The 22797-nt window shown below is 46.4% G+C and carries 21 protein-coding genes and 1 pseudogene; 8 read left to right on the top strand and 14 right to left on the bottom strand.

The genetic code is table 11. The features are described 5' to 3' along the window. Positions 1–6 precede the first annotated feature (6 nt). Positions 7–825: a DISARM system phospholipase D-like protein DrmC gene (gene drmC, locus GUC22_RS05315; protein ID WP_160183400.1), complete on the top strand. Its 819-nt coding sequence runs from the start codon at positions 7–9 to the stop codon at positions 823–825. Here the strand turns inward: drmC and GUC22_RS05310 are convergent. The 6 genes from GUC22_RS05310 to GUC22_RS05285 all read right to left on the bottom strand — a co-directional run bounded on the left by GUC22_RS05310 (position 822) and on the right by GUC22_RS05285 (position 11639). After that, entirely contained in the window at positions 822–4793 is a 3972-nt protein-coding gene (locus GUC22_RS05310; RefSeq protein WP_160183399.1) for an Eco57I restriction-modification methylase domain-containing protein, read from the bottom strand. The two genes, drmC and GUC22_RS05310, sit on opposite strands and share 4 nt — an antisense overlap. Continuing rightward, the gene (gene drmD, locus GUC22_RS05305; protein WP_160183398.1) at positions 4793–7861 is read right to left on the bottom strand and encodes a DISARM system SNF2-like helicase DrmD; all 3069 of its coding nucleotides are present in this window, start codon (positions 7859–7861) and stop codon (positions 4793–4795) included. The genes GUC22_RS05310 and drmD overlap by 1 nt, the downstream gene beginning before the upstream one ends. 170 nt (positions 7862–8031) lie before the next feature. After that, positions 8032–9396, bottom strand: a complete 1365-nt coding sequence (locus GUC22_RS05300) for a hypothetical protein (RefSeq protein ID WP_201746406.1) — start codon at positions 9394–9396, stop codon at positions 8032–8034. 629 nt (positions 9397–10025) lie between these two features. Beyond that, positions 10026–10892: a hypothetical protein gene (locus GUC22_RS05295; protein WP_160183396.1), complete on the bottom strand. Its 867-nt coding sequence runs from the start codon at positions 10890–10892 to the stop codon at positions 10026–10028. 101 nt (positions 10893–10993) lie between these two features. After that, positions 10994–11440: a hypothetical protein gene (locus tag GUC22_RS05290; RefSeq protein WP_160183395.1), complete on the bottom strand. Its 447-nt coding sequence runs from the start codon at positions 11438–11440 to the stop codon at positions 10994–10996. Position 11441: 1 nt separating this feature from the next. Next, positions 11442–11639, bottom strand: coding sequence for a helix-turn-helix transcriptional regulator (locus tag GUC22_RS05285; protein WP_001357429.1), 198 nt, complete (start codon positions 11637–11639; stop codon positions 11442–11444). A gap of 224 nt (positions 11640–11863) precedes the next feature. On the opposite strand from GUC22_RS05285, the gene GUC22_RS05280 reads away from it, so the two are divergent. Beyond that, on the top strand, positions 11864–12478 hold the full coding sequence (locus GUC22_RS05280) for a hypothetical protein (protein ID WP_160183394.1): 615 nt from the start codon (positions 11864–11866) through the stop codon (positions 12476–12478). Here GUC22_RS05280 and GUC22_RS05275 read toward each other — a convergent pair. From GUC22_RS05275 to GUC22_RS05255, 5 genes are all read right to left on the bottom strand, one after another. After that, the gene (locus GUC22_RS05275) at positions 12465–13394 is read right to left on the bottom strand and encodes a tyrosine-type recombinase/integrase (RefSeq protein WP_160183393.1); all 930 of its coding nucleotides are present in this window, start codon (positions 13392–13394) and stop codon (positions 12465–12467) included. The two genes, GUC22_RS05280 and GUC22_RS05275, sit on opposite strands and share 14 nt — an antisense overlap. A gap of 46 nt (positions 13395–13440) precedes the next feature. Next, on the bottom strand, positions 13441–13893 hold the full coding sequence (gene radC / locus GUC22_RS05270) for a RadC family protein (protein WP_160183392.1): 453 nt from the start codon (positions 13891–13893) through the stop codon (positions 13441–13443). Position 13894: 1 nt separating this feature from the next. After that, the gene (locus GUC22_RS05265) at positions 13895–14356 is read right to left on the bottom strand and encodes a hypothetical protein (RefSeq protein ID WP_160183879.1); all 462 of its coding nucleotides are present in this window, start codon (positions 14354–14356) and stop codon (positions 13895–13897) included. Positions 14357–14475: 119 nt separating this feature from the next. Further along, a complete protein-coding gene (locus tag GUC22_RS05260; protein WP_160183878.1) occupies positions 14476–14868 on the bottom strand; it encodes a DUF2787 family protein in 393 nt (130 codons plus the stop codon). A 354-nt stretch (positions 14869–15222) separates the two neighbouring features. After that, on the bottom strand, positions 15223–15711 hold the full coding sequence (locus tag GUC22_RS05255; protein ID WP_201746405.1) for a hypothetical protein: 489 nt from the start codon (positions 15709–15711) through the stop codon (positions 15223–15225). Between the two features lie 122 nt (positions 15712–15833). Here GUC22_RS05255 and GUC22_RS05250 point away from each other — a divergent pair, with 122 nt between their 5' ends. From GUC22_RS05250 to GUC22_RS05220, 6 genes are all read left to right on the top strand, one after another. Next, positions 15834–16103, top strand: a complete 270-nt coding sequence (locus GUC22_RS05250; protein ID WP_024154144.1) for a helix-turn-helix domain-containing protein — start codon at positions 15834–15836, stop codon at positions 16101–16103. 11 nt (positions 16104–16114) lie between these two features. After that, positions 16115–16642, top strand: coding sequence for a hypothetical protein (locus GUC22_RS05245; RefSeq protein WP_160183391.1), 528 nt, complete (start codon positions 16115–16117; stop codon positions 16640–16642). A 14-nt stretch (positions 16643–16656) separates the two neighbouring features. Further along, positions 16657–17016, top strand: a complete 360-nt coding sequence (locus tag GUC22_RS05240; protein ID WP_160183390.1) for an acyl-CoA dehydrogenase — start codon at positions 16657–16659, stop codon at positions 17014–17016. A gap of 29 nt (positions 17017–17045) precedes the next feature. Next, a complete protein-coding gene (locus GUC22_RS05235; protein ID WP_160183389.1) occupies positions 17046–17435 on the top strand; it encodes a hypothetical protein in 390 nt (129 codons plus the stop codon). Positions 17436–17502: 67 nt separating this feature from the next. Next, the gene (locus GUC22_RS05230) at positions 17503–17715 is read left to right on the top strand and encodes a hypothetical protein (RefSeq protein WP_114443941.1); all 213 of its coding nucleotides are present in this window, start codon (positions 17503–17505) and stop codon (positions 17713–17715) included. A 609-nt stretch (positions 17716–18324) separates the two neighbouring features. Next, entirely contained in the window at positions 18325–19467 is a 1143-nt protein-coding gene (locus GUC22_RS05220) for a hypothetical protein (RefSeq protein WP_100662795.1), read from the top strand. A 115-nt stretch (positions 19468–19582) separates the two neighbouring features. Here GUC22_RS05220 and GUC22_RS05215 read toward each other — a convergent pair whose 3' ends face one another. From GUC22_RS05215 to GUC22_RS05205, 3 genes and pseudogenes are all read right to left on the bottom strand, one after another. Further along, positions 19583–20443 carry a hypothetical protein gene (locus GUC22_RS05215; protein ID WP_160183388.1) on the bottom strand — a complete coding sequence of 287 codons (861 nt, stop codon included), beginning with the start codon at positions 20441–20443 and terminating at the stop codon, positions 19583–19585. Next, the gene (locus GUC22_RS05210) at positions 20440–22179 is read right to left on the bottom strand and encodes a caspase family protein (RefSeq protein WP_160183387.1); all 1740 of its coding nucleotides are present in this window, start codon (positions 22177–22179) and stop codon (positions 20440–20442) included. The genes GUC22_RS05215 and GUC22_RS05210 overlap by 4 nt, the downstream gene beginning before the upstream one ends. A gap of 177 nt (positions 22180–22356) precedes the next feature. After that, positions 22357–22752, bottom strand: a pseudogene (locus tag GUC22_RS05205) (tyrosine-type recombinase/integrase); the annotation flags it as partial. Between the last annotated feature and the right edge of the window lie 45 nt (positions 22753–22797).

Raw genomic sequence — 22797 nt, 5'->3', positions numbered from 1 at the left:
GTTGCCATGTTTGCTAACAGGAATAAATCTGCCTATGTCTTGGCACAGGCTGTACGCCAGTTGATGAATGCCGATGTCTTCGCTGAGGTGCTATCTGCGGTGGAGAGCGGAGTACTAACCACACAGTCGGGCTCCGCGACCATCGCAAAATTTGCTGCTGGTCGCGGAGCAGTGCAAAGCGCCCTTGCATATGTAATCACCATTTGGGCCAGTGATTTTTCAGCACTCACGAACTCAGCCTTTGTTCTGCAACTGGCTGCGCTGAAAGAGACGGCACTGTTAATCGAAGGCGAAGCCACGCAAACCGAAGTGGTATGGACTGGTCCAAAAGTGGAAGGATCCTACTTACGCGCCACACGCCAAGTGGTACAGGATATTATCTCCGCTGCTCAGTCAGAACTTTTAGTGGTGGGTTATTGGCTGGCGGGAAAGAAAGATTATGAAGGAATTATTAACAATATCATCGAGCTGATGGCTAATGCCGTAACGCAAGGTGTAAAAGTTACCATGGTGCTGGACGAGGGCGAAAAAGGCTATGGCAAAAACAATCGCGATACCTTAATCGCCTTGTGGCCCAAAGGGGTTGCCTTGCCAAAACTGCTTACGTGGCGAATCCCCGCTGACGATAAGCACCTTAAACTACATGCCAAGGTGCTGGTCGCCGATCGCCACGATGCTTTAGTCACCTCAGCTAATCTCACCATGTATGCGCTGGATCGCAATATGGAAATGGGCGTTCGGACGAAGGGACAACCCAGTGAGCGAATTGCCGAACATTTTGAATTGCTGCGGCACAAGGAAATCCTTATGCCTTACGACACTTAGCGCGCTTCTCGTTGATGGCGCTCTTTGTTGAGTGCCAGAAGTCGGCTTAACACTTCATCGCGTATATCATCTGGCCAACGATACCGCCAAGGAATGCTTTTACCTTCATCCACCTCATAGTCCTGTTCGAAAATATATTGAAGAACAATGTCATCCCAGTCGTATGCAGATAAAACAGATTTATCGAGATTAACGTGCGAAGTTCGGAATTCACAAATATCTTTGTCAGTAATATTAGGGTTATGGAATAGAGAGTAAATCTCTGTGAGACCAATACGTCGGTTTTCCATGATATTTTGCCTTTTTTTGATATATTTTTTACTTGTTTCGCTTAAGAAATCATCAGATTTTGAGAGCTTAGGTAATGGATAGTTGCGGAAACAATCTTTAGGTGTGTATTTTCTATCTGTTTTTAATGTGGCACCAAAAAATCGAGCCCACTCATCGTGAACGGTAGATTGTAAAACACCAAACGTCCAAATCTCTGAAAAGGCAAAGACTAGTAATGTCTGATCGTAAACAGAATTTCCTGGCAGGTATGAGAAATTGGTGAATTTTCCTGTTTGATTACAAACTAGGACTCTATCCAATCCAGAGATCGCCTTATATAATCCCAAGCTTTTCTCTGCATATTGCCACCATTTTTCTCTCCTAGGCTTTCTCTTCTGTTTGTCCCGCTCTGGTTTAACTTTCTCGAAAACTATTTGATAAAGTTCTGGCCACTTGCTTTTTACATAACTTTCATCATGATCTTTGAAATTTATAATGTACTTGTTACCAGTAGCTTTTGTTGAACTAGTAAAATCAGATCCTACATAATAGGATTGAAGTGCTTCACAGTTTTCAGTTCTTCCCTTGAGAAGACTGCTTACAAGCTCAATATCATTAGTTTCATTGTTATCTGGATCTTGTTCAAATATAAATCCTCGCCCAAGCGGAATGCTCCCTTGGTACGCATACCCCTCGTTTTCGCTAAGCTGGAACGGGTCATCATCTTTCTCAGAAGGCATTAAATACGAATTTATGTAAGGCCTCTTTCTGTTATCTATTAGTTTATCTCCAAAGTGATTTCCTTTCGATAAAGTTAAGATACTAATATTGACTGCTGCTTTGCCTGGCCATGGTATTCTTGTTACACAAAAATAGATCTGTGCATTCTTACCAGTAAGGTATTTTAGTCCAGTTCGGCGCGTGTCTCCCTGTCTTATACTGTTTGTCGAGATTAGTCCAAGAGCACCCGTTTTTCTTAATAGTTCATAAGTGCGGCGAAAAAAATGAGCAACTAAATCGGAGTTACCATGGGACTCATCGTGGATCAACTTTAACCAATCAACGAAATAGTCACGATTGCCTTCAATGGTTGTATTCTTGCCGGCAAACGGCGGATTTCCTACAAACGCATCAAAACCGCCATTTTCACGATGGAACACCTCTGGAAACTCAACTTCCCAGCAAAATGGAATAATGGGCTTTTCACCTGAAGTCAGTCCACACACAATCTTATCTATTTCGATAGGCGCCTTTTCGTCTTTCCCCAAACGATCCAGCCAATAGCGATATTCAACTAATTTTGCTTCACGCTGTTTAGTATTGGCACCGTCAAAAAACGCAGCAATCGCCAAGATCGCCTTCATACGGATGCTGGCAAGGGCTTCTTCGGCGATGCGGTTTTCCTTTTCCTTGCTGACGAAATCGTGGTCTGCAATATTATGAATCGCTTCGCGGTGTTTCTCTGCTTCCTCGACTTCTTGCTCAGGCTGGCTCGCAAATAGTGGGCCGGAGTTATTACTAACCTGCTTCCAAGTGAATTCACTAATTTGCGCCGGGGTAAGACCAACAAGAGAGTTCCCATGTTTGAGTGAATGATCTAGAAAAGTAAAAGGGCGATCATTGGATAACGTTGTTAACCAAAGCGATAGCTTAGCCATTTCAACTGCGAGCTTGTTGATATCAACACCGTAGATACAATACTCCACCACATAACGGCGAGCGAATACAACACGTTCCTCGCGAGATTCCGGCATCAGGTTTTCGCTGGCCTCCCCCTGCGAAAGTGTACCAAAGGGCATGGTTAAAATGCTGTCTGGCTGTGCGGCTGCTATGCGCTCCCAAGCATCCACAAGTCGTTCAGCCAAATAACGGGTGGCTTGTACCAAAAATGCACCGGAGCCCATCGCTGGGTCACAGACCTTAAGGGTCAGAATCTCCTGCGGGGTTTTAATTAACCTTGGTTCAACCAATAAACCGGGTTTTTCTTCCACATTCACATAGACCTGATGTTCTAAAGTGCGGCGTACCACCGGCTCGGTCAGAGTTGGCGGCGTGTAGTGAGCCCCGCTGGACCGGCGTTCTTGGCCGTGGGTAACGTATAGGCCACCGGGCCGCACTATGCCCCGAGGTTGTAGAAAGCGTTCAACCGGTTTTGCTTGCGCTAGCAACTCAGCATCATCGGTGCCGAGGTTCACCAATGTTTGTCGCTCTTCGTTGCGTTCCAATACCTTCTTAATAGTGCCTGCCGTTTTACTGGTGAACCGGGCTATGGCTTTGATCAGCGCAGCTTCGTTAAGCCCGACAAACTCGCTTGCATTCACGGCGGCGGGTTCGTCGATCTTCGGGCCTCCTTGCAACAGCAGCAGAGTTTGGTTAATGGGTGCTCTGGCCACGCGGCGATCAAGCAAGCCTTCATACATATGGCCAATTTGCTCGACGGCCAGCGTACGATAACTCACCAGTTGGCGCACACCATCGGCTTTGGCATATTTCAGGCTGCGCAGAATATCGCGGATGGCCGCATCTCTGACCTTAGGCGGTTCCGGCACCTCTGTTAGCCATTTACCATTCTTCGCCCGGCCCTCCAACAATGGTGAACGGTCAGAGTCAAACAATTGGCCGCCGTGAGCGGCAATGCGGATATCCGGGTCTACACTGCCATCATGTAATATACGCGCGCTAGCTAACAGGCGTGCATAAGCAGCATAGGAATGTTTTAGTTTTTCTGGCGCCAGACGGCTAGTTTCCTCAAGCTCAGTGAGTAGGTGCAATACGCCATAGGACCAGTCATAAGTGACATTACCATGGGGCAGCAAACCATTTTCTTCAGCATAGAGGGTAAACAGCAAGCGCATGATAAAGGCAACGCTAGACTCAAATACTTCAGCTTCGCTGTATCCCTTCAGAAATTGGCCGCCCAACTCGGCATCGGTTCTATCCAGTTCATGCACCAGAATTTGTAGGGCTTCGCGTACTTGATTACCCAACTGATCTGCCACATCCAACTGGCGCTCACGGCTTTTTTTAATCAGTTCAAGAATGACCTGATCGCGCGGTCCAGCAAAGAAACGTGATTCACCTAATAAATCCTTAAACGCCGCTAGAGTATTTGTGTCGTCATTCCAGGTTTGAACTGTCCAAGTCATCCATGAGGTGGTTTCTGAAGGTGACGCCACCACCAAGCGCCAGGCTTCGCCATTGGTGAGCAAGCCGAGTTCAGCACCTGTTTCACGCAATAAGCGTTCGAATTTGGTTGTGGGCGATGCCTTCCAGCGGCCTTTGTCTTGCAGCCAAGGCTTATCCAGTGATTGCTCGCGTGGCACTTCTAGCACCAACATCACCGCGTTGCCTTCATCGAGCAATACGCGAGTTGGGCGTAGAACTTCCTGCTGTTCGTGCAGGTTAACCACCCTGTCGGCTGGAATTGCCGCCCCTACCTGCCAGTAGTCTTTGTCTTTGAGACCGAGAAAGTCTTCGAGGATAAAGTTAATCCAGGTGGGCTGGCCATTTCCTGCCACCATGCCCTTAGGCAGATTCCAGATTTCCCGCTGCTTTCTGAATACTGCAATTTCTGCCTTATCGAGCGAGCGAAAATTGCCTACATCAGCGAGAACGGGTTCGCTTAATACGACGCCGGTAATTTCAACACTGGAAAGCCAGCGGTGCTGCCGGTTTGCGATACGTTTATTGATTGCCATCAGTAAATCCCCTTAGGCAAAATTACCTCTAGTGCAACCGGATACATTTTTTTGTTTGTAACCTTATACAAATTTCGTAGGCGTTTTGGCTCAGTTTCTCGTTCTTGTTCAAGCTGTTCAAGTCTGTATTGTAGGGCAATTAAATCCTGCTCTCTCTGATCTTGCTCTTCGTCATCAAACACAAACTGTAACTGCATGTCCAAAGAGCGACTCTGCCAATCTTTGATAGCCTTACGAATTGCCATAACTCGTTCTGTCGATAGGCTTTGTGCATGTTTACGGGCCACCTCACCACGCTCATTTAGAGTAGTGATCAATACTTTAGTTTCTTCTGTGGCAGCGTTCGAAAGCTGTTGCGTAATAGCTTCAATAAGTGGTGCAATAAGTGCCTTTACGCTCTCTAGATGGCCCGTAAAATAAATCGCATCATCCGGTCGAGCAACTGCTTGCGGGACAAGAGTGTTCTCCTGAATTAAGAGCGAACAGCGGACTAATCCTTCGTGGAGTCGATTATTTTCTGGCCCCAGCAATACTAAACGTCCCCAGGCAATGAGGACAGGTACAGTAATCTCGGAGGATTCCGTGATGGTTACACGGTTTAACTGGTTTTTGGTTGATTGAACTCCCCACATCTGCACACGAAAGGTAGAAATTGCCCGTCGCATGAGTGGGTGATCAAGGTGAACAATACCCACCGCATCATCTGCACGAGCATTGTCTCGATTAAATGAAAAACGCTTTTGTAGGTAGTCTGTGCTGACGTAGGCTTTACATTCTGTCCAAGCCGTTGGCACGTGTATTAATGAAAACTCGCCATCACCCAAATCCATGATTGCTTCAGAACAGCCTTCCAGATTCAACGCTTGGCATAGCAGGTCAAGCTGATTACTTTCAGAGATATCAAGTGCACTGCGAGCCCGGTTCAAAACATCGATCATTTGCGTGACGCTTTCATTATCCCGAGCTTCTAGAGCCATTTCTTCTTGTGCAAGCCGTCTGCGAGCGTCATCATCAATGGCAGCAAGGTTAACAGCTTGTCCCAGCGCTTTTTTTCTTACGTTATCGGCGATTAAAGCACCAACGCTGCCTAGATCATTTCTTATAGTTTCGACTTTATCGACGATATGTTTAAGAAACTCGGAGTCCTCTTGGTTTTTAAACACAAAGTGATGAATGCGAACTTCGTCTGCTTTTTGTCCGTGACGGTCTACGCGGCCGTTACGCTGCTCAAGTCGGGTCGGGTTCCAGGGGATTTCATAATGAATCAGATTCCGGCAGTGCTTCTGAAAATCGGCGCCTTCAGAGGCAGCATCCGTAGCGAGTAAGATACGGATATTAGTTTCGTTGTTTGGTGATTGAAATTCATTGTTGATTTTTTGCCGATCGGAGTCTTTCATGCCGCCAATGATGGTTCTGGTGAAATCACGGAATCCATGCTTTTCAAGAATCCGTTCTAAATAATTGAGCGTGTGCTTATATTCTGTGAAGATGATGACACGTTCGCCATTCCATTGATCACCATCGCGAAGACTTCTATTGATCCACCCGATTAGCGCTGCCGCCTTGCTATCTTCCTGAATTGAAAAATGTGATACCTGCGTATCAACAATTTCAAACATACGCTGAAGCATTTCCTTCTCATCTGCTGACAGCTCTGAAATCAGTTTGGAGGCGGCTCTTGTCGCAGCCTCTAGGTTGTCCTCTTTATCTTCATCATCGCTCCAGTCTTCCAATTCTTTTTGCTCGAAGCTGTTAAATAATGATTCGCCAATACCAAGCTCACCCTTAATGCCAGCATTTTCTGTGTGTACGATAAGGCTCTCGCGTAGCGCCAATGGTGAAGATAAAGCTCGTTTTTTCAGCAACGTTAGGATGAACTGTAGAGGCCGTTCAGAACGTTTGTCGACAGAGGTCAATCGGCTTTCAGTGTAAGTATTTAGAAGATTGAATAGACGTTGTTCTTCATGGTCTAGTGTGACATACAGCTGTGGGTCTATTATTTCATCTCTAGGCATAATTACACGCTTTGGAAAACGCAGCGAGCCGTCTGGGTTGGTGATGTCTTCTTTCAGACGTCGAATCGTAACGGCTGAGAGCTGCGTCTTATCAAGGCCAGTGCCACGAGAAAAACGAAGATTGTCCAGAATCTCCAGTAGGCCTGTAAAACTCTCACGATAACCATTATGGGGTGTAGCTGTGAGAAACATCTTGTGTTCGAATTGTTCAGAAATCGAACGCAACAGCGATGTGCGCTCAGAGTCTCGGACATATTGTTTTTTGCCAGACGGTGCTGCGTTATGAGCCTCGTCGAGGATCAGCAAATCCCAGGGCCTGTTGTTAGGACTTTCCTCTAGTCTTCGCCGAATAAACTCATCAAACAAACGACGAGGGTGCTCTGTTTTGAGATAATCAATTGATGTCACAAGACGAGGAAAGCTGGCCCAAGGGTTAATACTAGGTCCGTACTCCTTCCGCATTTTTAGAACGGAATCTCGATCGATGATCTTGAACTCGAGGCCGAACTTTTCAGCCATCTCATCAACCCACTTAATTCGTAAGTGCGCCGGACAAACAATGAGTACACTACTTGCTCGATGACTATGGATCAGTTCTTGAGTGACTAAGCCCGCTTCAATGGTTTTACCCAGACCAACATCATCTGCCAGCAAAAGTCGAACCCTGGGCATATTGTTCGCGCGGATAACAGGCGCCAACTGATACTCTTCCATCTGTACACCACCACGGAAGGGTGCTTGCAGCATATCGCCAACAGCCAACGAGCTTGCGCTCCACTGAAGAGAACGAATAAATGCATCAAAGAGGATCGGATCGTCGTGACCTGTGATACAAGGCAAAGAGGTTGATTCGACAACTGCTGGAGCGATTTCTCGTTCCCAAATCACCTGGATATTTTCGCCAAGCGCATCATCACTCAGACATTCCAGAGAGAGCCTATGTATCACATGCTTTGTTTGAGCTTGGGTGATGTTTACTGCAGTTACTGCCCATATCTTGTGGCGCAGTTTGACGATTTGGCCCTGCTCGGGCGCTGCGCCGATCTCTGACATAATTTTTATCTGTACTGTTCAAGATGAAAATAGATTGACTAAGCTTCAATCCGAGATAAGTGCTGCGATAGTACAGTAATTTCTGTTTTCGTTCACCTTGGCTTCTCCGTTCATATTGTTGTGGCTTACTGAATTCTGCCCCCCCAGTTCAATTCTGATGCAGTAGCCCTTTACTCCTTCTCTTTCATTGTGAAGCCACGCCAGTCCGGCAGTGAAAGCGCCCCAGTTGCCACTACACCATCATGATCGAGCATGCAGACCCGACCAGGGTTCAGACTGACCACCTCACGGATATACGCCTGCTCCACACCACAGATCATAAACGCCAACAGTGCCTTATTTCGCGCATATTGCTGATAGTGAGTCTTTTCACGCTGATACTCCTCACTATTCAAATCCAGCATTAATCCGACTTCATTGGCGTACCGATGATAGTTGCGCGGTGATGAACAGTTCTTGCGGTGTGTGTCATGCACACGTTCCAGCAATGACTCAAGCGCACATTTCAATGGCCTGATATAGCGCTTCCACCACCGTAAAATCTTCAGCGCCTTTTTCCTGCGGTTACCGCACCATTCATACACTTTTGCCCCAAGGCCATCATTAATACCAATAGTTACACGCCCAATTCTGTAGGTGGTGGTATGGACCATCTGTTTGCACTGTTTCCGGGTCAGCCCGGTATGTGCCATCATCTCCGCATAGATAGAAGCATCCCCGCAGTAATCGACTTTATACTCCCTGAACAGATGGTTAAGACAAGCCAGATTGCAGGCTTCGATATCATAATTGAGCAAACCGCTACGAAACTTAGCTTTCAACTCATTGGGTAGATTCTGGAACGCCTGATCATAATACCGCCCTCCAAACGTCAGACGATAATGATGGTCGTAAGTGACATATTGTCCCTCAATCCTGCCATTGTAGAGATGGTTAAGGCTGCGTATTCCTGCACGGTAATAGGAATCAGGCTCCCGGCTACGTAATTCCCTCACAAACTGTATACTCATGCGCCCCCGCGCAACCTTTCCCAGGAACGCCGTTTCCCTTCGCTTTAGGTCAGTCTGGCGTTTTTCAACCTCTATTGCATGCTTAGGAGCTTTCCCGTTTGTCTTAAGTAGATCTCGAAAATTGATAGACTTACCGGTTTCAAGGTCAACCAGATTTAACTTGCCCAAAGCAGACACTGATTGCTGCGGATTGAACCGCCATGCACTGGCTCTACGCTTTTCCAGGTCTTTGCTCGCCTTCCCTGCACGAAATTCAATATCCGGCAGTGTCGGCAGGAAATCGACCAAGGTGGATATATAACACAGCCCCTGATAGCTGATTTCACACTGTCCCTGGAGACTGGCATAACAGCTCCGCATATCCCGGACCGTGCATACAGTCCAGCCATCATCGTCAGCCTCCAGCCATATGTGGGCCAGGAACCACCGTAATGTCTGCCGTCGGGTGACCGCCCATTGCGTATCCCCCACAACATAATCCGTTATTTCAGTAATACGGTCATAAACCCACTTCGGGATCTTCACTAGATAATCCTTTTCTGTATTCACGGCCCTGTCTCAGCATGGGGTCGTTGCATCAGCTATTACATTGAACATTACGCGGACTCTTACGCAGACCATTTCATCAGTTTTTAAGTCGGGCAATTTGAAAGTCGAAACCCCAGTCGCGAGGATGGGCTCCGCCCATGATTTGCTCCACTCCGGTCGCAAATCTCTCCCCCTAGTCAGGCTGACGCCTTCCCTCACTCACTGCGCTCGTTCGCCGTATCGTTTAATGACATGAGAATGGAATGAAGCCTCCCTCGTGCTACATGTCCCCAGGCTCTCCGTTGCGCTCAATAGTAATGGTGCTCGCTGACCGCTCCCCCCATTGTGTGTAGAATATTCACTGGCTGAAACGCAGAAAGCCCTCGCAGATGCGCTAACTCGTCAGTTGATGACAAAGATCGGGTGCACAGAGGCATCCGTAAGACCCTGCAGAAAACAGACGGTTACGTTAAAATCGGAACAGTTGGAATTTTAAAGTGCATCAATGCCAGCAGAATCACTGGCAAGCGCTGCAGTTTTACAACAACGAAATTGCAGTGGTCGCCGGTATTATTCGTCGTTCCACTACATTCGATCGACAGCAAAAGTGCATTGCAGATGCTGCCCTACGGGTTAATCAGTGCACTTTCTCTGGTGTGTTGCCCAAACGAAAAAGAAACGACACCTGTTCCGAGTGAGTCTAGGGTAAGCAGGCTTTTTAACAATGTCCGGCCTTTCAGTGGCTCCATTCTTGACTTAACAAGAGCGTCTTTATCAGTCAGTGTGTAATCCGATGTGCGCCAGACTGGATTCATGGCGCATGAAATCAGCCTCGCGGGGTCTTTATACCTGAGCCCGATCACCGGCGTGTTGACAGTCGACGCATCAATAAATGCTCCACCACTCCGCGACATATGCGCTTTTAGCCCCTTAATCAACGCGCTGTCATTGGGCAGGAGCAAACACAACTGTGGGATCCAGAAAATACGCTCTTCTGGGTCATCAGGCATATGGCGCATCATACTAAAGGTGCCTGTGGCCGGTCCGGCGTATCCCAGACGGTTAAGTACCCGACTTATCCTCTGTTTATAACGACCTATTTGCGCCCTGAGCACACCAGTGTTCTTCCACGGCGGCGGAGTTTGTATGTCCTTGTTGAAAAACAGAACCACTCCTGCGTATTCTGCAGAATTGCCCGGCAGAACAGGCCATATAGCCAGTTGCTGTAGAATGCGTTCCCGCTGACAATGTGGGCACACAAGACTGTTGCAAGGAGATCCGTTTCTGCACTGCCTGAGTTTTTGGGCAATGACGTCATAGCAGCGATTGCTGCCTTTCAGTTTATTTAGTAAATGAATAAGACGCTGCAATTCATGCTCACTTTCCTGCTGCGTAATAATAGTGGGGAATGCTTTACTTAAAATCTCAAGCCTTGACGGTGCATGGCGAATGTAATCCGGGTCTGATGTTCTGAAGTAATAAGATTCGTTCATTTAATATTCCTGGTTGTATTCATTACCCTGCCACCTGAGTAAAGCAACAGGGCAATGTGTCCGGTTTTTATTCAGGCTAAATTGCTATATACTGCTGAGTATTAAAAACCATCCTGATGCCGTTCAACTAAGTCATTTGCAGTCCAGCCAGATAAATATTCATCATCAGTCGGCCTTAAATAAGCTAAATTTAACGTCGTATGACCCGGTAAACTATTCCCAACCGAAACGCCCTGGTAATGTAATTGTTTGGCAGCGTTACATTGCGCACAGGCTCCACTTCCACATGGAATATATCTACACCTGTTAAGAATACACGCTATTTTACCGTATATGTTGCACTCATCCTCCCACCAGTGCTCCCCTCTTTTGATGGCATCAGACAAAATCCGTGCAGATACCCGGTTAAGCTTACGTATCCGCAACTGTTGTTCCCTTAATATGGCAGCGGTAGCACGTTTCGATAACCCAACCTGTTTCCCCATGGTTTCAAACCAGGGGACTGCTATTTCTTTCGCAGAACTTGTTTTAGCTATTATCTCTTTCATTTTATTCTCCCGCCTGCATACGACTGTTAACCCAGTTATTGATATCACTCTCCAGCCAACCCACCGCCCGGCCACTGTCGCCCGTTAGCTTCTTTGACAAAGGAAAGACTCCTTTCGAGATGAGTCGGTACAACGTCGCTGACGAGATCCCCGTCAGATGAAGAACCTCTTTTTTACGCAAAATACGGTTGGTGTTCATGCTTGTGCTCCTTTGAGCTGTTTCAGGAGCGGGGCTATTTACAACCACTAAAAAATGCAAGGATTCGCCCAACGCTGCCTTCGTTGAGCACGTTCAGGGCATCGTGCATGTTTATGTCATCCGAGATCACCTTTTTCTGGCTCCAGAACGATCACATCAAGGGTCGCTGGCCACTGAGGCTCAATGGTGATATTTTGAACACAACACTCTCATGGAGGTGAGCTGTGATTGGTAACCAAAGCAACAAGGCTGACGCTAAATGCCACCGGGAACGGAAAAGCAGTAACGAGGTCTTTGAATTTCTGGAGAAGAAGCTTTATCTGGGACGGGATACCCGGCAAAAACTGGCACTGATTGCCCGGAAACTGACGGGAGCAGGTTTTAGCCCGGATAAATTCGACGCAGAGAAAGCAGCGGATGTGCTGAGTGCCTGCGTGAATCACATGTTTAATGACCTGCTCAATGAGGGAGAGCTAAACGGGATTTATGGGCTGGAGGAGTACCCCATGATAGTTCCAGCCAGGTCCCCCAAGGCATTGGAAATCTATACTGTTTACCAGCTTGTAAAAGGTCGTTTTGACAAGCTTCATACGGGGGAGTCAGATCGTGAGAAATATGCTTCGGTAGCAAAAAAACTTAATGAGTATGGAATATGGAAACCCCGGTTAAAACGTCTCTCTGACGGTAAAGAATGGGCGCGTGAGGATGTTGCGTGGATGCTTCAGCCTGAAAATATCAATGCACTGATTAAAGTCCAGAATCAAAAGTATGCGCGGTTAAGTGCTGAAGATAAAACTGAAGCCGAGTCTGGCAACGGCTCAACAGCTAAAAACACCTGATGCGTTTACTGGCGCTGATTTTCATGCTCTCACCACGACAGTCATAGCGGGTTGTCGTGGATATGTCGCTGTGACCTGCCAGTTGGCGGACGGTGTTGATATCCACACCCTGCTCCAGCAAACGGGTGATGAAGGTGCGCCGCATATCATGCGGAGTAAAACGAGCTATGCCTGCCGTTTGCTGTAACTCAGCCAGGATACCCGTTAACCCGGTTGTTGTCAGCGGCTGGCTGGCGACCTTACCGTTGCGCTGGATACGGTTGAACAGTGCACTGTCAGCTTCATCTGCGCCAACTTTCAGCCATGCGCAGATAGCCTTATCCACTGCATCCGCCACATGAATTTCACGGTATTTACGCCCCTTCCCTTGCCTCACTGTCAGGATACCGTTGTCATAGTCCCGACGCTCAAGTTTAACCAGTTCACCGGCCCGCAGGCCCGTTCCACAAAGCGTCAGCACCATGGCGGCATCACGACAACGACGTACCGGTTGCGGATGCTGTTTTGCTGCCTGAATCAGTGCCCGGATTTCCAACTTTTCTAACGCCCTTCCCTTACGCTGGATATCGCCACTTACGCGCTTAACTGACCGGATACGTGCCAGCGTTTCGGCATCCATGCCATTGAGGTTAAAAGCCGTCTGCGCCACGCCCCGGAGTGCTGACAGCGCCATGTTGACAGATGACACGGCGTAACCGTCATCCAGCAGTGCCGCACGTACTTTAGCGACGGCGGCGTAGTTAAGTTGTTCCCACGGATAGTCTGCTGCATCCGCACCGCGTTTAAGTATGCTGGCGCTGCGGTTTAACAGGCTGGTGATACCCCGCCGCCCCGAGGGTGCCAGACCATTTATATACGCATCGAACACCGTAGTTTGCACCATAGGCACGACCTGACGTAACGCTGCCCTGCTCATGCGCGTAACCCGCAATAACGTACATTAAACCAAGTAACTTTCAGCATCACACCAGTCCTCGCTCAGCCATCGACACCGTTTCAGTTCCTGCCACGATAAAGTGATCAAGTAACCGCACATCCAGCATCTCCAGCAGCTCCTGAAGCTTTTTGGTCAACTGGATGTCACACCGGCTGGGTTCAGGCTCGCCGCTGGGGTGGTTGTGGACAAGGATGACTGCGGCGGCGTTATGTTTCAGTACACGCTTAATAACTTCACGGGGGTGAACGCTGACCGAGTTTAACGTACCCTTGAACAGGATTTCGCGGTGCAGCAGCTGATTCTGATTATCGAGCAGGATGATGCCAAACTCTTCATGTTCAAGCGGTGCCAGCTCAACCATTACGCACCGCCGAACATCATCAGGGGAACAGAGCTGAACGCCACGCTGGTAGTACCGGCTGATAATGTCACGCGCCTGGTCAAGGATACGGGTTTCACGCTGGGTAAACATGGTCATGTCAGAACTCCCGTTCAATGAAGTAAATGGCGTCTGGAAACAGCTGGCGGCGGGTTACGCCAGTACGCAGGGAGAAAGCTTTACGGGGCATGGTGGTTCGCCCGTTGCTGTCGAAGAAGCAGAGCATTTCTTCGTCCATTTTGACCAGAAGGGACCAGTGAAACTGGTCGCTGAGCATAATCAGGCGAGAGTGGTCAGTGACGTCAAGAAACCGCTGCATTTCCCTGAACAGCCGCCCGTCTGTTAACCCCCGCTTCCCTGCAAAGGGTCTGGTGATTTCAACCGGGAACTGGCGGCGGTAATGCCCTTTCTGCAACACCTGAGCTATTAACCAGTCTAAGCAGTCTTCTTCAATTCCTTCAGTCAGCCATTCATGCAAAGGCCAGCGCTGCTGATAAGTCTGAATAAGCCAGTTCATTAACGGGCGTCGTTTCACCCTGCCGTCATACAGCCAGCTCAGCATGTTAACCACGCAATAAGCACCGCAAAGACAGTCCAGTTCGCCCTGTTGAGACGCACGTATCCCTCTGTCAGTCGTCACAGATAATTCCCCATAAAGTAGTGATAGTTAGTGCAGAAGGATTAGCTTTCCCACAGGACGGTAATGGTGTAGACGTTCATGGCGTGATACTGAATAAAGTTGGATTGCCAGAGTTCAAACAACTCCCTTCCGGCATTAACAGACAGATCACCAACATGAGCCAGAAAGACATATTGCTGACTCCAGCTGATATCAATTTCCTTTTCCAGTTCGGGGTAAACCACTCCTATATAACTGAAGTCGGTAATGTAATCGAAATACCATTCATCATTGCGTGAAATAAGCCGTATTTCGACAGGATGGTAACCGCCCTTTTCAGCACTGTAACTCAGGTCTTTAAATAACAGACTGACGGCTGTAATTCTGGCTTTATGCGGCAGTGGATTTCCCGCTTCATTTAATATGATATTTATTAATTCCTGATCGACGGGCATAGCTAGCCCTTCCTGATGGAGAATATTCATCAGTGATTTTCCTGTTCAACATATTATGATAAGACGTTATGTCTGCACCAGCACAGGTGGGGTTTAATCACCGAATAAATGGTAAGTGCATGACAACGTACTGACTGGGTAAAATATAGTTCATCAGCAATAGTATTATATCAAAAATATGCTTTCAATGCAAATAGTAACAACGAGAAACTAATATGTAGTTCAGAAATGAAATAACTGACAATAGGTTTTTATTCATTATTAAGTGATGGCATACTTTCCATTCTGCCATGTCAGACAGGTCAGGATTCCGGTGTGGTTCCTTCTGTCTGGCATGGCGGAAAACTGACGTTATCACACCTTCCCATTCAGCTTTTCAAAGAGGCTCTTACGCTTATCTTCGGGCAGCTTCATGATTTGTACCGCCAGCTCAGAAACTTCAGGCCCCTTAGACATCAGATCATCTTTTACCATCCTAAGGGCCTGCTCCATCAGTTGCGCCCGCGAAGCTGGCGACATATTGCGATACAACTGTATCCAGAGGCTAAGCTGGCGATCGCTGTCGGTGAGAGTAAACGCTTCACCCCTAGCCCTGTTTCTCTCATCATCAAGCGACATTGTGGCTGCGCTGATATGGTAAACCACGCCTTTCCCGGCAGTCCTTTTACGACGTATTTCCGGGTGCAGAGATGCCAGCTTCTCCAGGCGCATCCTGGCGCCACGCGCAGTGCCCGGCATCCCCTCAATGTGAGTGAATTCCTCTGCTGTCAGCCAGTCTTTTCCCTCTTCAACAGAAGCTTCAGGATGGGTCGGTATAGACGATACTGCTTTCTTGCTGCTCATATAAATTTCACCAGATATCAATGCGTTAATATGAAAACCCATAAATAGATACAAAAAGAACTTGAAAAGGTATCTTTTATTCGCATTTAATATCCATGTACTGATTCCATGGAGTTAATACTGTGCGTAACTCAACAGCATCGCAGAAAAAGCAAAGCAAAGGAAGTTCAGGGAACTGGCATCGTGCCGATATTGTGGCAGCACTTCACAAGCGAGGGTTAACGCTGGCGTCACTGTCACGCAGTCACGGCCTTGCGCCACGGACATTAAATAACGCCTTAGAGCGTCATTATCCCAGAGCTGAGCGCATTATTGCCGGGGCTCTGGATACCACACCGGAAACATTGTGGCCGGAAAGGTATGCCCTTAAAACTGGACCTAAAAGCAGGTAAAGGATGCAGTCATGGCAACCACCATCACTGAAATAACGGAATGTTTTGAGTATTTTTTTAGTTCTCTTTACCGGCGAGAATTTGTCAAAACCCTGCGTCTGAACGAATGTAGCGAGCGGGAATTACTGCCTCTGGTACGTTGCTATTTGCTGGGTTGGTTTGCAGATAATGTCTCACCGGAAGTAAAAAGCAAGCTGCCAGGAACTGTAACCGGACACGGTTACATTGATTTTGTCATTGATGATGTAGCCGTTGAGTTTGCAGTACGTAAACCAACTGCGGCACGTTCCAATGTCTCCGCGACCGTCAACAGTACAGAAGTAAAGAAATTGATGAAGCACGACGGCAAAGCATTGCTTGTGCTGTTTGATTTCTCTGACACGCCCTACTCAGAAGAACAGATCGAATCCTTCCGCAACTGGCCCTCTCTCGGTCGAGGCAATCACCGCAAGTCCGCATTTAACGTCGTTTATTTCTATGTGGAAAAACGCAGACCACTGGCACTGGGGAAAATCACCAAAAACATCCGTATCACTTAACAGGGAATGAACTAATGAACAGAAAATTGTTGGTTTTATTAATGGTAACCATAGCACTTCCAGCCGCGGCAACGCAGTACGTAAAACCCGGAGCGGTTCTAACCCTGAGTCCGGGAAAGAGTAATGCTGAGTTCAACATTAATGCCTCAACGGGGGATAGTTCGGGCGTATGCAATATAGAGGGAACGGCACAGCAAATAGCTGCCGGAGAAAGCCAGAAGCGTCGCTGGGTCTGGAATGACAATACCAGTCAGTGTGTTGCAGTAATTAGTGAACTGAAAAACGGTAAGGCCAGCGTGATGACTCGTGGTTGCGAAGAATACTGCGGGGCTTCTGCGGCAGGCGCAATGGATGGTCTATTTAATAAGAAGTAAATGTGCCTTAATTAGCGAAGGAATCTTAGATGAAAAGAACAATGCTTCTGGTATTAATAGCTGCTGGTTTGCTGGCTGGCTGCGGCAAGAGAACGCCAAAATGCAGTAGTGATGATGCAAAAAATCTGGTTGTGGATATTGCTCACAAACAGATTAAAAAACAATTTGAGCAACTCAGAAACTCTCAGTTGGAAGGCATGGTTCCCGGTAATACCGATAGCTTGATACTGAAGGTTATTAAGGTCAGAACAACGCACTATGACTCTTCTGTCGATACTTATCAGTGCGCAGCCAGTCTTCAAATGACCATGACAGATGAACAATCAAAACTGCCGAACACGACCGAACTACCAATAACCTATGATATACAGAAAACTGATAATAATGGTCAGTTCTATATAAACGTATCTGGTTTATAATCACCTTAGTTAACATCAGGGTTCCTTTTGGGTAAGTAATTGATGCTTTGTCCCAGAAGGAAACCCCATGAAAAAGATTATCACATTCACTATTATGGCTATTGCCGATTTATATTGGTTCGCTATACACCCGGCAACTTTATCAGAAAAAGGTCTTCCTGCTAACGCTCCTTTCATTATCAATTCTCATCGGCCAGGCACATGTATAGTCAGTACAATCGCAACAGCTGTCGACACTAAACAAGATTTAGCCGATGTAGTGTGCAAGGTACAATTGTAGTCGATTTTGTCGTCATTCTTCAGGCTTGGAAGATGTCACACTAGGGATGATCCCTGCTGAGCTGCCATTTTTGCATATACCGCAATACAGTTACGTTAAATTCTACTTCCATTTTTTAACTCCCGGCGATGATTACGGTTTTGAGGGATTTCACCTAAGGAAAGACGATGAACATACGTTATCCGATACGGGAAACCGACGCCCGGACTATAAGAAATGAGACGAGCTGCAGACCGAGATCCACAAGCCTTGCTTCGGCTGGCCTTTCGTTCCGGGCAAATACGTTTCATCTGTCACTCTGTCACTTTCAGGTTCATTTTCAAACGGGGCGACAACTATGCTGACACTGAGCGATTCGTATAGACTGAGTTCGCGGATAGCGGTGGCCACGTCGATGCGTTCGGCAAGCGTTAGGGCTTTTTGACGAAACTCAGGGGAGTACTATTTACGGGGCCTCTTGCTGGTTGATACGGACTTTGTCATGTTAGCTACTTCTGATTGAGAGCTTACTCACTTAGTCGCGTGTCCACTATTGTTGGGTAAGATCAGCCAACTTGAATGCACGTGATGATATAATCTATTTTTATCATTTATTTAGGTGCATTAAATATGACAATGATCGCAGGGTATCGCTTAAAGAACGGCGGTTTTCTTCAGGCAGACATTCTTCTTACCAGCTCCAAAAACACCCCGTTAAGCCCTTTTCAGATACCATCATTCAGCCCCTCTGTTGATAGTACTCCATTAATGACACACACAGTCGTTGGACTATGCCAAAAAATCCTTGTTGTGAACAAATACTTCGCCGTTGCTTTTGCCGGTAGCGTTAATGAAATAATCAAAGCAACATATCTAATCGATAAACTCCTTGCGGAGAAAATTAAATTAACAGGAAAACGTTTTATTGATACTCTAATTAAAAACCAGATCAATAAATTAGCATTAACTGCAATCGTGCTCAGTGTTGAGGATAATGAAATCAAGCTCACAAACTTCGGTGCTGAGCCAAGTATATCCAATAAGTATTTTGAACTACATGTCGGTGGTTCAGGGGCAGAGCATGCTAAAAATTACTATAAGCAGTTTCCTATTGCTGTTTTCGATATACCAGAAGACGATATAGTTGTGCATGGTACATGTATGGCACTCCAGCAGTTTGCAAACCACCTGATTGAAGAATATGAAGATCAATTTGAGTCCGAAAGTATTATTGACCTGTTCGGTGGGGGATTCGAGCTTGTGTCATACTATAATGGCCAGTTCCAAAAGATATCTGATGTAGTTTACGCTTACGCAGAAGCTGAATTTAACGCTGATGGTACACTTCAGGTCGATCATCCAAAATTCTTACTCAGGTCTACCTATCAAGATAATCATCTAAAAATTAGAAGTGTGGAAATCTGCCAAGATGAGGAGGAGGATGAATATACAACTCGAAATGATCGGACCTTCACCATTTTTCCTGTAACTTGCTTCCAGAGCACTTTTGTTAAAGATGAATGTAAAGATATAAGCTTTGTGGGGGAATTTCTTTGCTTTATTATCAAAGTAAAAGGAGTACACGGTAGCTTTACAATCCCATTCATCAGAAAATACGATCAATTGGTTGGATTTCTAGCTAAGGCATTCATTGCATGTACAGAAAAAGACAATGTCGATTTCATTTATTCGGAAACATTCAAGCAGGAACTGGAAGAACGCGTTATTAACTATATGAAAATGGTTCGTCAGGAAATGAAACTGACGAAGTGAACAAACAGAGAGTTATACGTTTATATAATAGTCCGTAATAAGCGTCTTCTTCAGTCTAGAAGACGCCATTTTCTCTGGCCTTATCGTCCTGCTATCAACGATTGCGATTAGGATATTATAAAACACGTTTCAGCGCATTGACGACCCCTTGATGGGGGAGATAACCAACAATTCCGTGAGCATTGAAAGTATTATTATCGACCGTACCATCGTTAAAGATATCGCTAGCGAAATTTTTCTCATCCAACGGTTTACCTAGAGTAACGAAATCTGATGGATCATAGAAGTTTTCCCATCTTTCGACAAAAACAGGTTTACGACGCGGCGGGCCAAGTTTTGCTTTGAAAGCCTCTAAAGCAAGAGGTGAACCCATGGTGATAAGAAGTGGAATTTTAATACCTTCCCCTTTTTTTTCCATCTCTCGTAGTAATTTAAAAGCAATAACGGTACCGAGTGAGTGAGTAATTAAGACCTGTGGAGTCCTGAGCAAAAGAGGGCGTACAATGTCATCAACCGCTTTTGCAGCCCCTGGTGACGAAAGATAAGTATGCCCCTGTCTTATCAGTCGAAGCAGAAGATTACCTTTATCCGGAGCGAGTTTTTCAACCAAGCGAGCCAGCCCTACAAGCCGCCTTACGATAGCATTATCCATAGGTACAATGCCGCCTTCTGCAACAGCAATTTGGGCTTCGTCTATATTATTTTTAATGGCAAACTCGTTTAAAACAGTGCTGAGGAATTTCAGTTCATCGGCATTGCCCATATCAACTTCAATACTCCCTTCCCCCAATGCAACTGCTTGTTTTGTCTTGCCTGTTGTCCAGTTGGCAAGAATCTCGCCGTAATATGCCATTTCAATTGAGGAACTCCCTAGCAAGCCAGGTTGAACACTATGGAGAGATGCTGTCCATTTTTCGAGAAGCTCATTTTTAGTCGATGCTTCTTGCCCGATACCATGAATCATCAACACGTTCAATTACTTACCTCCAGATGGAATTTTTCAATCAACATTCTTCCTCCTGTTGCACTGAATGAAGTAAACGGTGAAGGTAGTAAAAATGTAGCAATATTACTTATTTCTTCCGCCACAGCTTTTTCTTGAGGTTCAGGTTCATCCATGAATACCCACCCCTGACGGAGCCAAGGCCATAGCCCAGCAACCACTCCCATTCTCTCATGAGTAGCTCCAGTAACCCAGCGTGGAAACATATCGTTCGCGTTAGATCGAGCTCGTGCCTTTACTGATGGAACTTTTACCAACGTCTCGTGAAGCCCTATTTTTTTAAATGAAAGGAGTCCCATAAAGGCCACGTCGAAAGGAATAGGTTGATTATGCTGGATATAAAAATAGGCCATACGGCGTATGCTATCCACATCTCCTGTATAATCGTACAAATAGCTTGAAATGGCGCCCAATGTTGGATTAGCGTGCTTATCTGAACGTAACTGCGCCGCTATATTGTCTACTTTATCAGCCGTAAGATTGCCTGCTTGAAGATTCTCTATCGTGGCAATAAACGAGCGCAAACGCCTAGTAGTTAAAGCCATTCCAGAAGTGCAAGCCCAACTGATGCCCCCACTGATATCACGACTTATCACCGTAGTGAGATCTGCATACACTACCGCCGATGCAAAAACAGCATCTTCAAACTCTACAAGAATTTGAACGGCATTTTCGGCAGCGACATCAACATAATACGTTGCTCCATCATCATCATTCGAGTATCTTTCGACTGAAGATGTACTCCATACTTTTTTGGGCACAGCACCACGTATAGCCAAATTGAATTTCGGCATATCAGGGTTTAGGTGCAGAAATAAGCTATCTAGGACATGCCGCTTAAATATTTTAGTGTTAACTCCAGAGATTCCAGCCTGTATATCTTCTTCATTTTTATCATGCAGTTGATATTTTGAACGCGGTTCTGGCCATTTTGGCAGAACTACATTACTAGCCCCTTTGTTACGAAGGAAATAAATTGCATGATCTCTGGGGAAACCGGGGGCGAAATCGGGAGAAAAATTCAAATCGTATATTTCGCTAATCTCCTTTAATCGTTCCGAAGAGAATGATGCAAGCGAGTCAGGAATCACACTATCCGGAATATACTTATCAAACGCTTCGTCCTTTAGACCACACAGACCTTCGAGCAAAACCGTAGAAAAAACGCATCGGGATGGGGCAATATTATCTCCTTTGAGCATGTACGCCTGCTGACCATCCACAACAGCATTGAAACGAGCAATAGCAGGGATAGAAACCTCATAAGGTCCTCGAGGAAGAACCGGATCACCGCAAATATCTGCTGTTTCAATATCTGAAGGTAGCGACCGGCACGCATCGCCAAAAATCGATAAGCTTTTTATTCCATGCCTGTAAAGCCGTGACTTCAGTGCTTCCACAGATATAGCACGCAGTTCTTGGTGCCAATCACTAGGAAGCCAAATGTTTTGTTCTGCACCGTCACGAAATCCATGCCCTGCAAAATGTAAAATAAAAAGTTCCACCTCGTCGTTTATTGGAAGCATTTTGAGAAGAATTTTTTTGATGCGATCTATTGTGACAGGTATGTTGTTTTCATCAGTAATAACCTCCGTCACAAATCCGGTATTCCTCGCCCAATCCCCCATTTCATTAGCAACTGTAATCGCTCCAGGCAAATATGAAAGCGGAGGTGCTTTCGAAACCCCAATGGTCAGACATAGCTTCACAATTATTCTCCTATTTCCAAGACTCTATGGGGCGAGCGCTACTTCATGCCCTATGATGGCCCAATGTACTTCCTAACAACGCCCAAACAGCCATGGTGAGTTCAGCGCTAAGGTTACTCTATCCGCATAATTCTTTTTACAATCAGAAAATTATAGTAATTCATCTACGTAATCCGCCTATACCTGCAGCCATGTCCGGCACTCAGTGTCATACATATACAAGTTAGAAATCCCCTCAACATCACCGCGCGTATGCCCCAATATAGCCTCAGCTACCTCGTTTGGACATTGCAAGCGGGATAATCCTGTCCGCACTGTACGACGTAGATCGTGGGGTGTCCAATGAGGTATATCAAGCATTTGGCCGCTTTCACGTAAACGCCATGAGTTTTCAGTTAGATACTTCTGCTGGATTGGCTTCTTCGTGGCTTGCGAAGGGAATAGATATTTGTCAGAGGTAAGCCGTAGAACCTTGAGAAAGTCGATCGCTTGATCCGATAGCTGAGCGTAGGGAGGGCTTGACTACTGTGTTGGTTTCTCGCAAATGAGCAAATGAATTGTCCCTTTTTCAAGAGCGGCGGTAAACCGTATAAAGGATCGGTGGACTGACCAACTTAA

This window comes from Klebsiella sp. MPUS7 (genome assembly GCF_009905335.1).
GTDB classification, from domain to species: Bacteria; Pseudomonadota; Gammaproteobacteria; order Enterobacterales; family Enterobacteriaceae; genus Klebsiella; species Klebsiella grimontii.
This window is presented reverse-complemented; position numbering and strand designations above follow the sequence as displayed.

Excerpts from the sequence above, each read along its gene's own strand:
- GUC22_RS05285 (WP_001357429.1), bottom strand. The coding sequence starts at position 11,639 with ATGAACACCAACCGTATTTTGCGTAAAAAAGAGGTTCTTCATCTGACG.
- GUC22_RS05265 (WP_160183879.1), bottom strand. The coding sequence starts at position 14,356 with ATGCTGAGCTGGCTGTATGACGGCAGGGTGAAACGACGCCCGTTAATG.
- GUC22_RS05260 (WP_160183878.1), bottom strand. The coding sequence starts at position 14,868 with ATGCCCGTCGATCAGGAATTAATAAATATCATATTAAATGAAGCGGGA.
- GUC22_RS05290 (WP_160183395.1), bottom strand. The coding sequence starts at position 11,440 with ATGAAAGAGATAATAGCTAAAACAAGTTCTGCGAAAGAAATAGCAGTC.
- GUC22_RS05255 (WP_201746405.1), bottom strand. The coding sequence starts at position 15,711 with ATGAGCAGCAAGAAAGCAGTATCGTCTATACCGACCCATCCTGAAGCT.
- GUC22_RS05275 (WP_160183393.1), bottom strand. The coding sequence starts at position 13,394 with ATGAGCAGGGCAGCGTTACGTCAGGTCGTGCCTATGGTGCAAACTACG.
- GUC22_RS05230 (WP_114443941.1), top strand. The coding sequence starts at position 17,503 with ATGAAAAAGATTATCACATTCACTATTATGGCTATTGCCGATTTATAT.
- GUC22_RS05220 (WP_100662795.1), top strand. The coding sequence starts at position 18,325 with ATGACAATGATCGCAGGGTATCGCTTAAAGAACGGCGGTTTTCTTCAG.
- radC (WP_160183392.1), bottom strand. The coding sequence starts at position 13,893 with ATGACCATGTTTACCCAGCGTGAAACCCGTATCCTTGACCAGGCGCGT.
- GUC22_RS05295 (WP_160183396.1), bottom strand. The coding sequence starts at position 10,892 with ATGAACGAATCTTATTACTTCAGAACATCAGACCCGGATTACATTCGC.
- GUC22_RS05240 (WP_160183390.1), top strand. The coding sequence starts at position 16,657 with ATGAACAGAAAATTGTTGGTTTTATTAATGGTAACCATAGCACTTCCA.
- drmC (WP_160183400.1), top strand. The coding sequence starts at position 7 with ATGTTTGCTAACAGGAATAAATCTGCCTATGTCTTGGCACAGGCTGTA.
- drmD (WP_160183398.1), bottom strand. The coding sequence starts at position 7,861 with ATGTCAGAGATCGGCGCAGCGCCCGAGCAGGGCCAAATCGTCAAACTG.
- GUC22_RS05235 (WP_160183389.1), top strand. The coding sequence starts at position 17,046 with ATGAAAAGAACAATGCTTCTGGTATTAATAGCTGCTGGTTTGCTGGCT.
- GUC22_RS05310 (WP_160183399.1), bottom strand. The coding sequence starts at position 4,793 with ATGGCAATCAATAAACGTATCGCAAACCGGCAGCACCGCTGGCTTTCC.
- GUC22_RS05245 (WP_160183391.1), top strand. The coding sequence starts at position 16,115 with ATGGCAACCACCATCACTGAAATAACGGAATGTTTTGAGTATTTTTTT.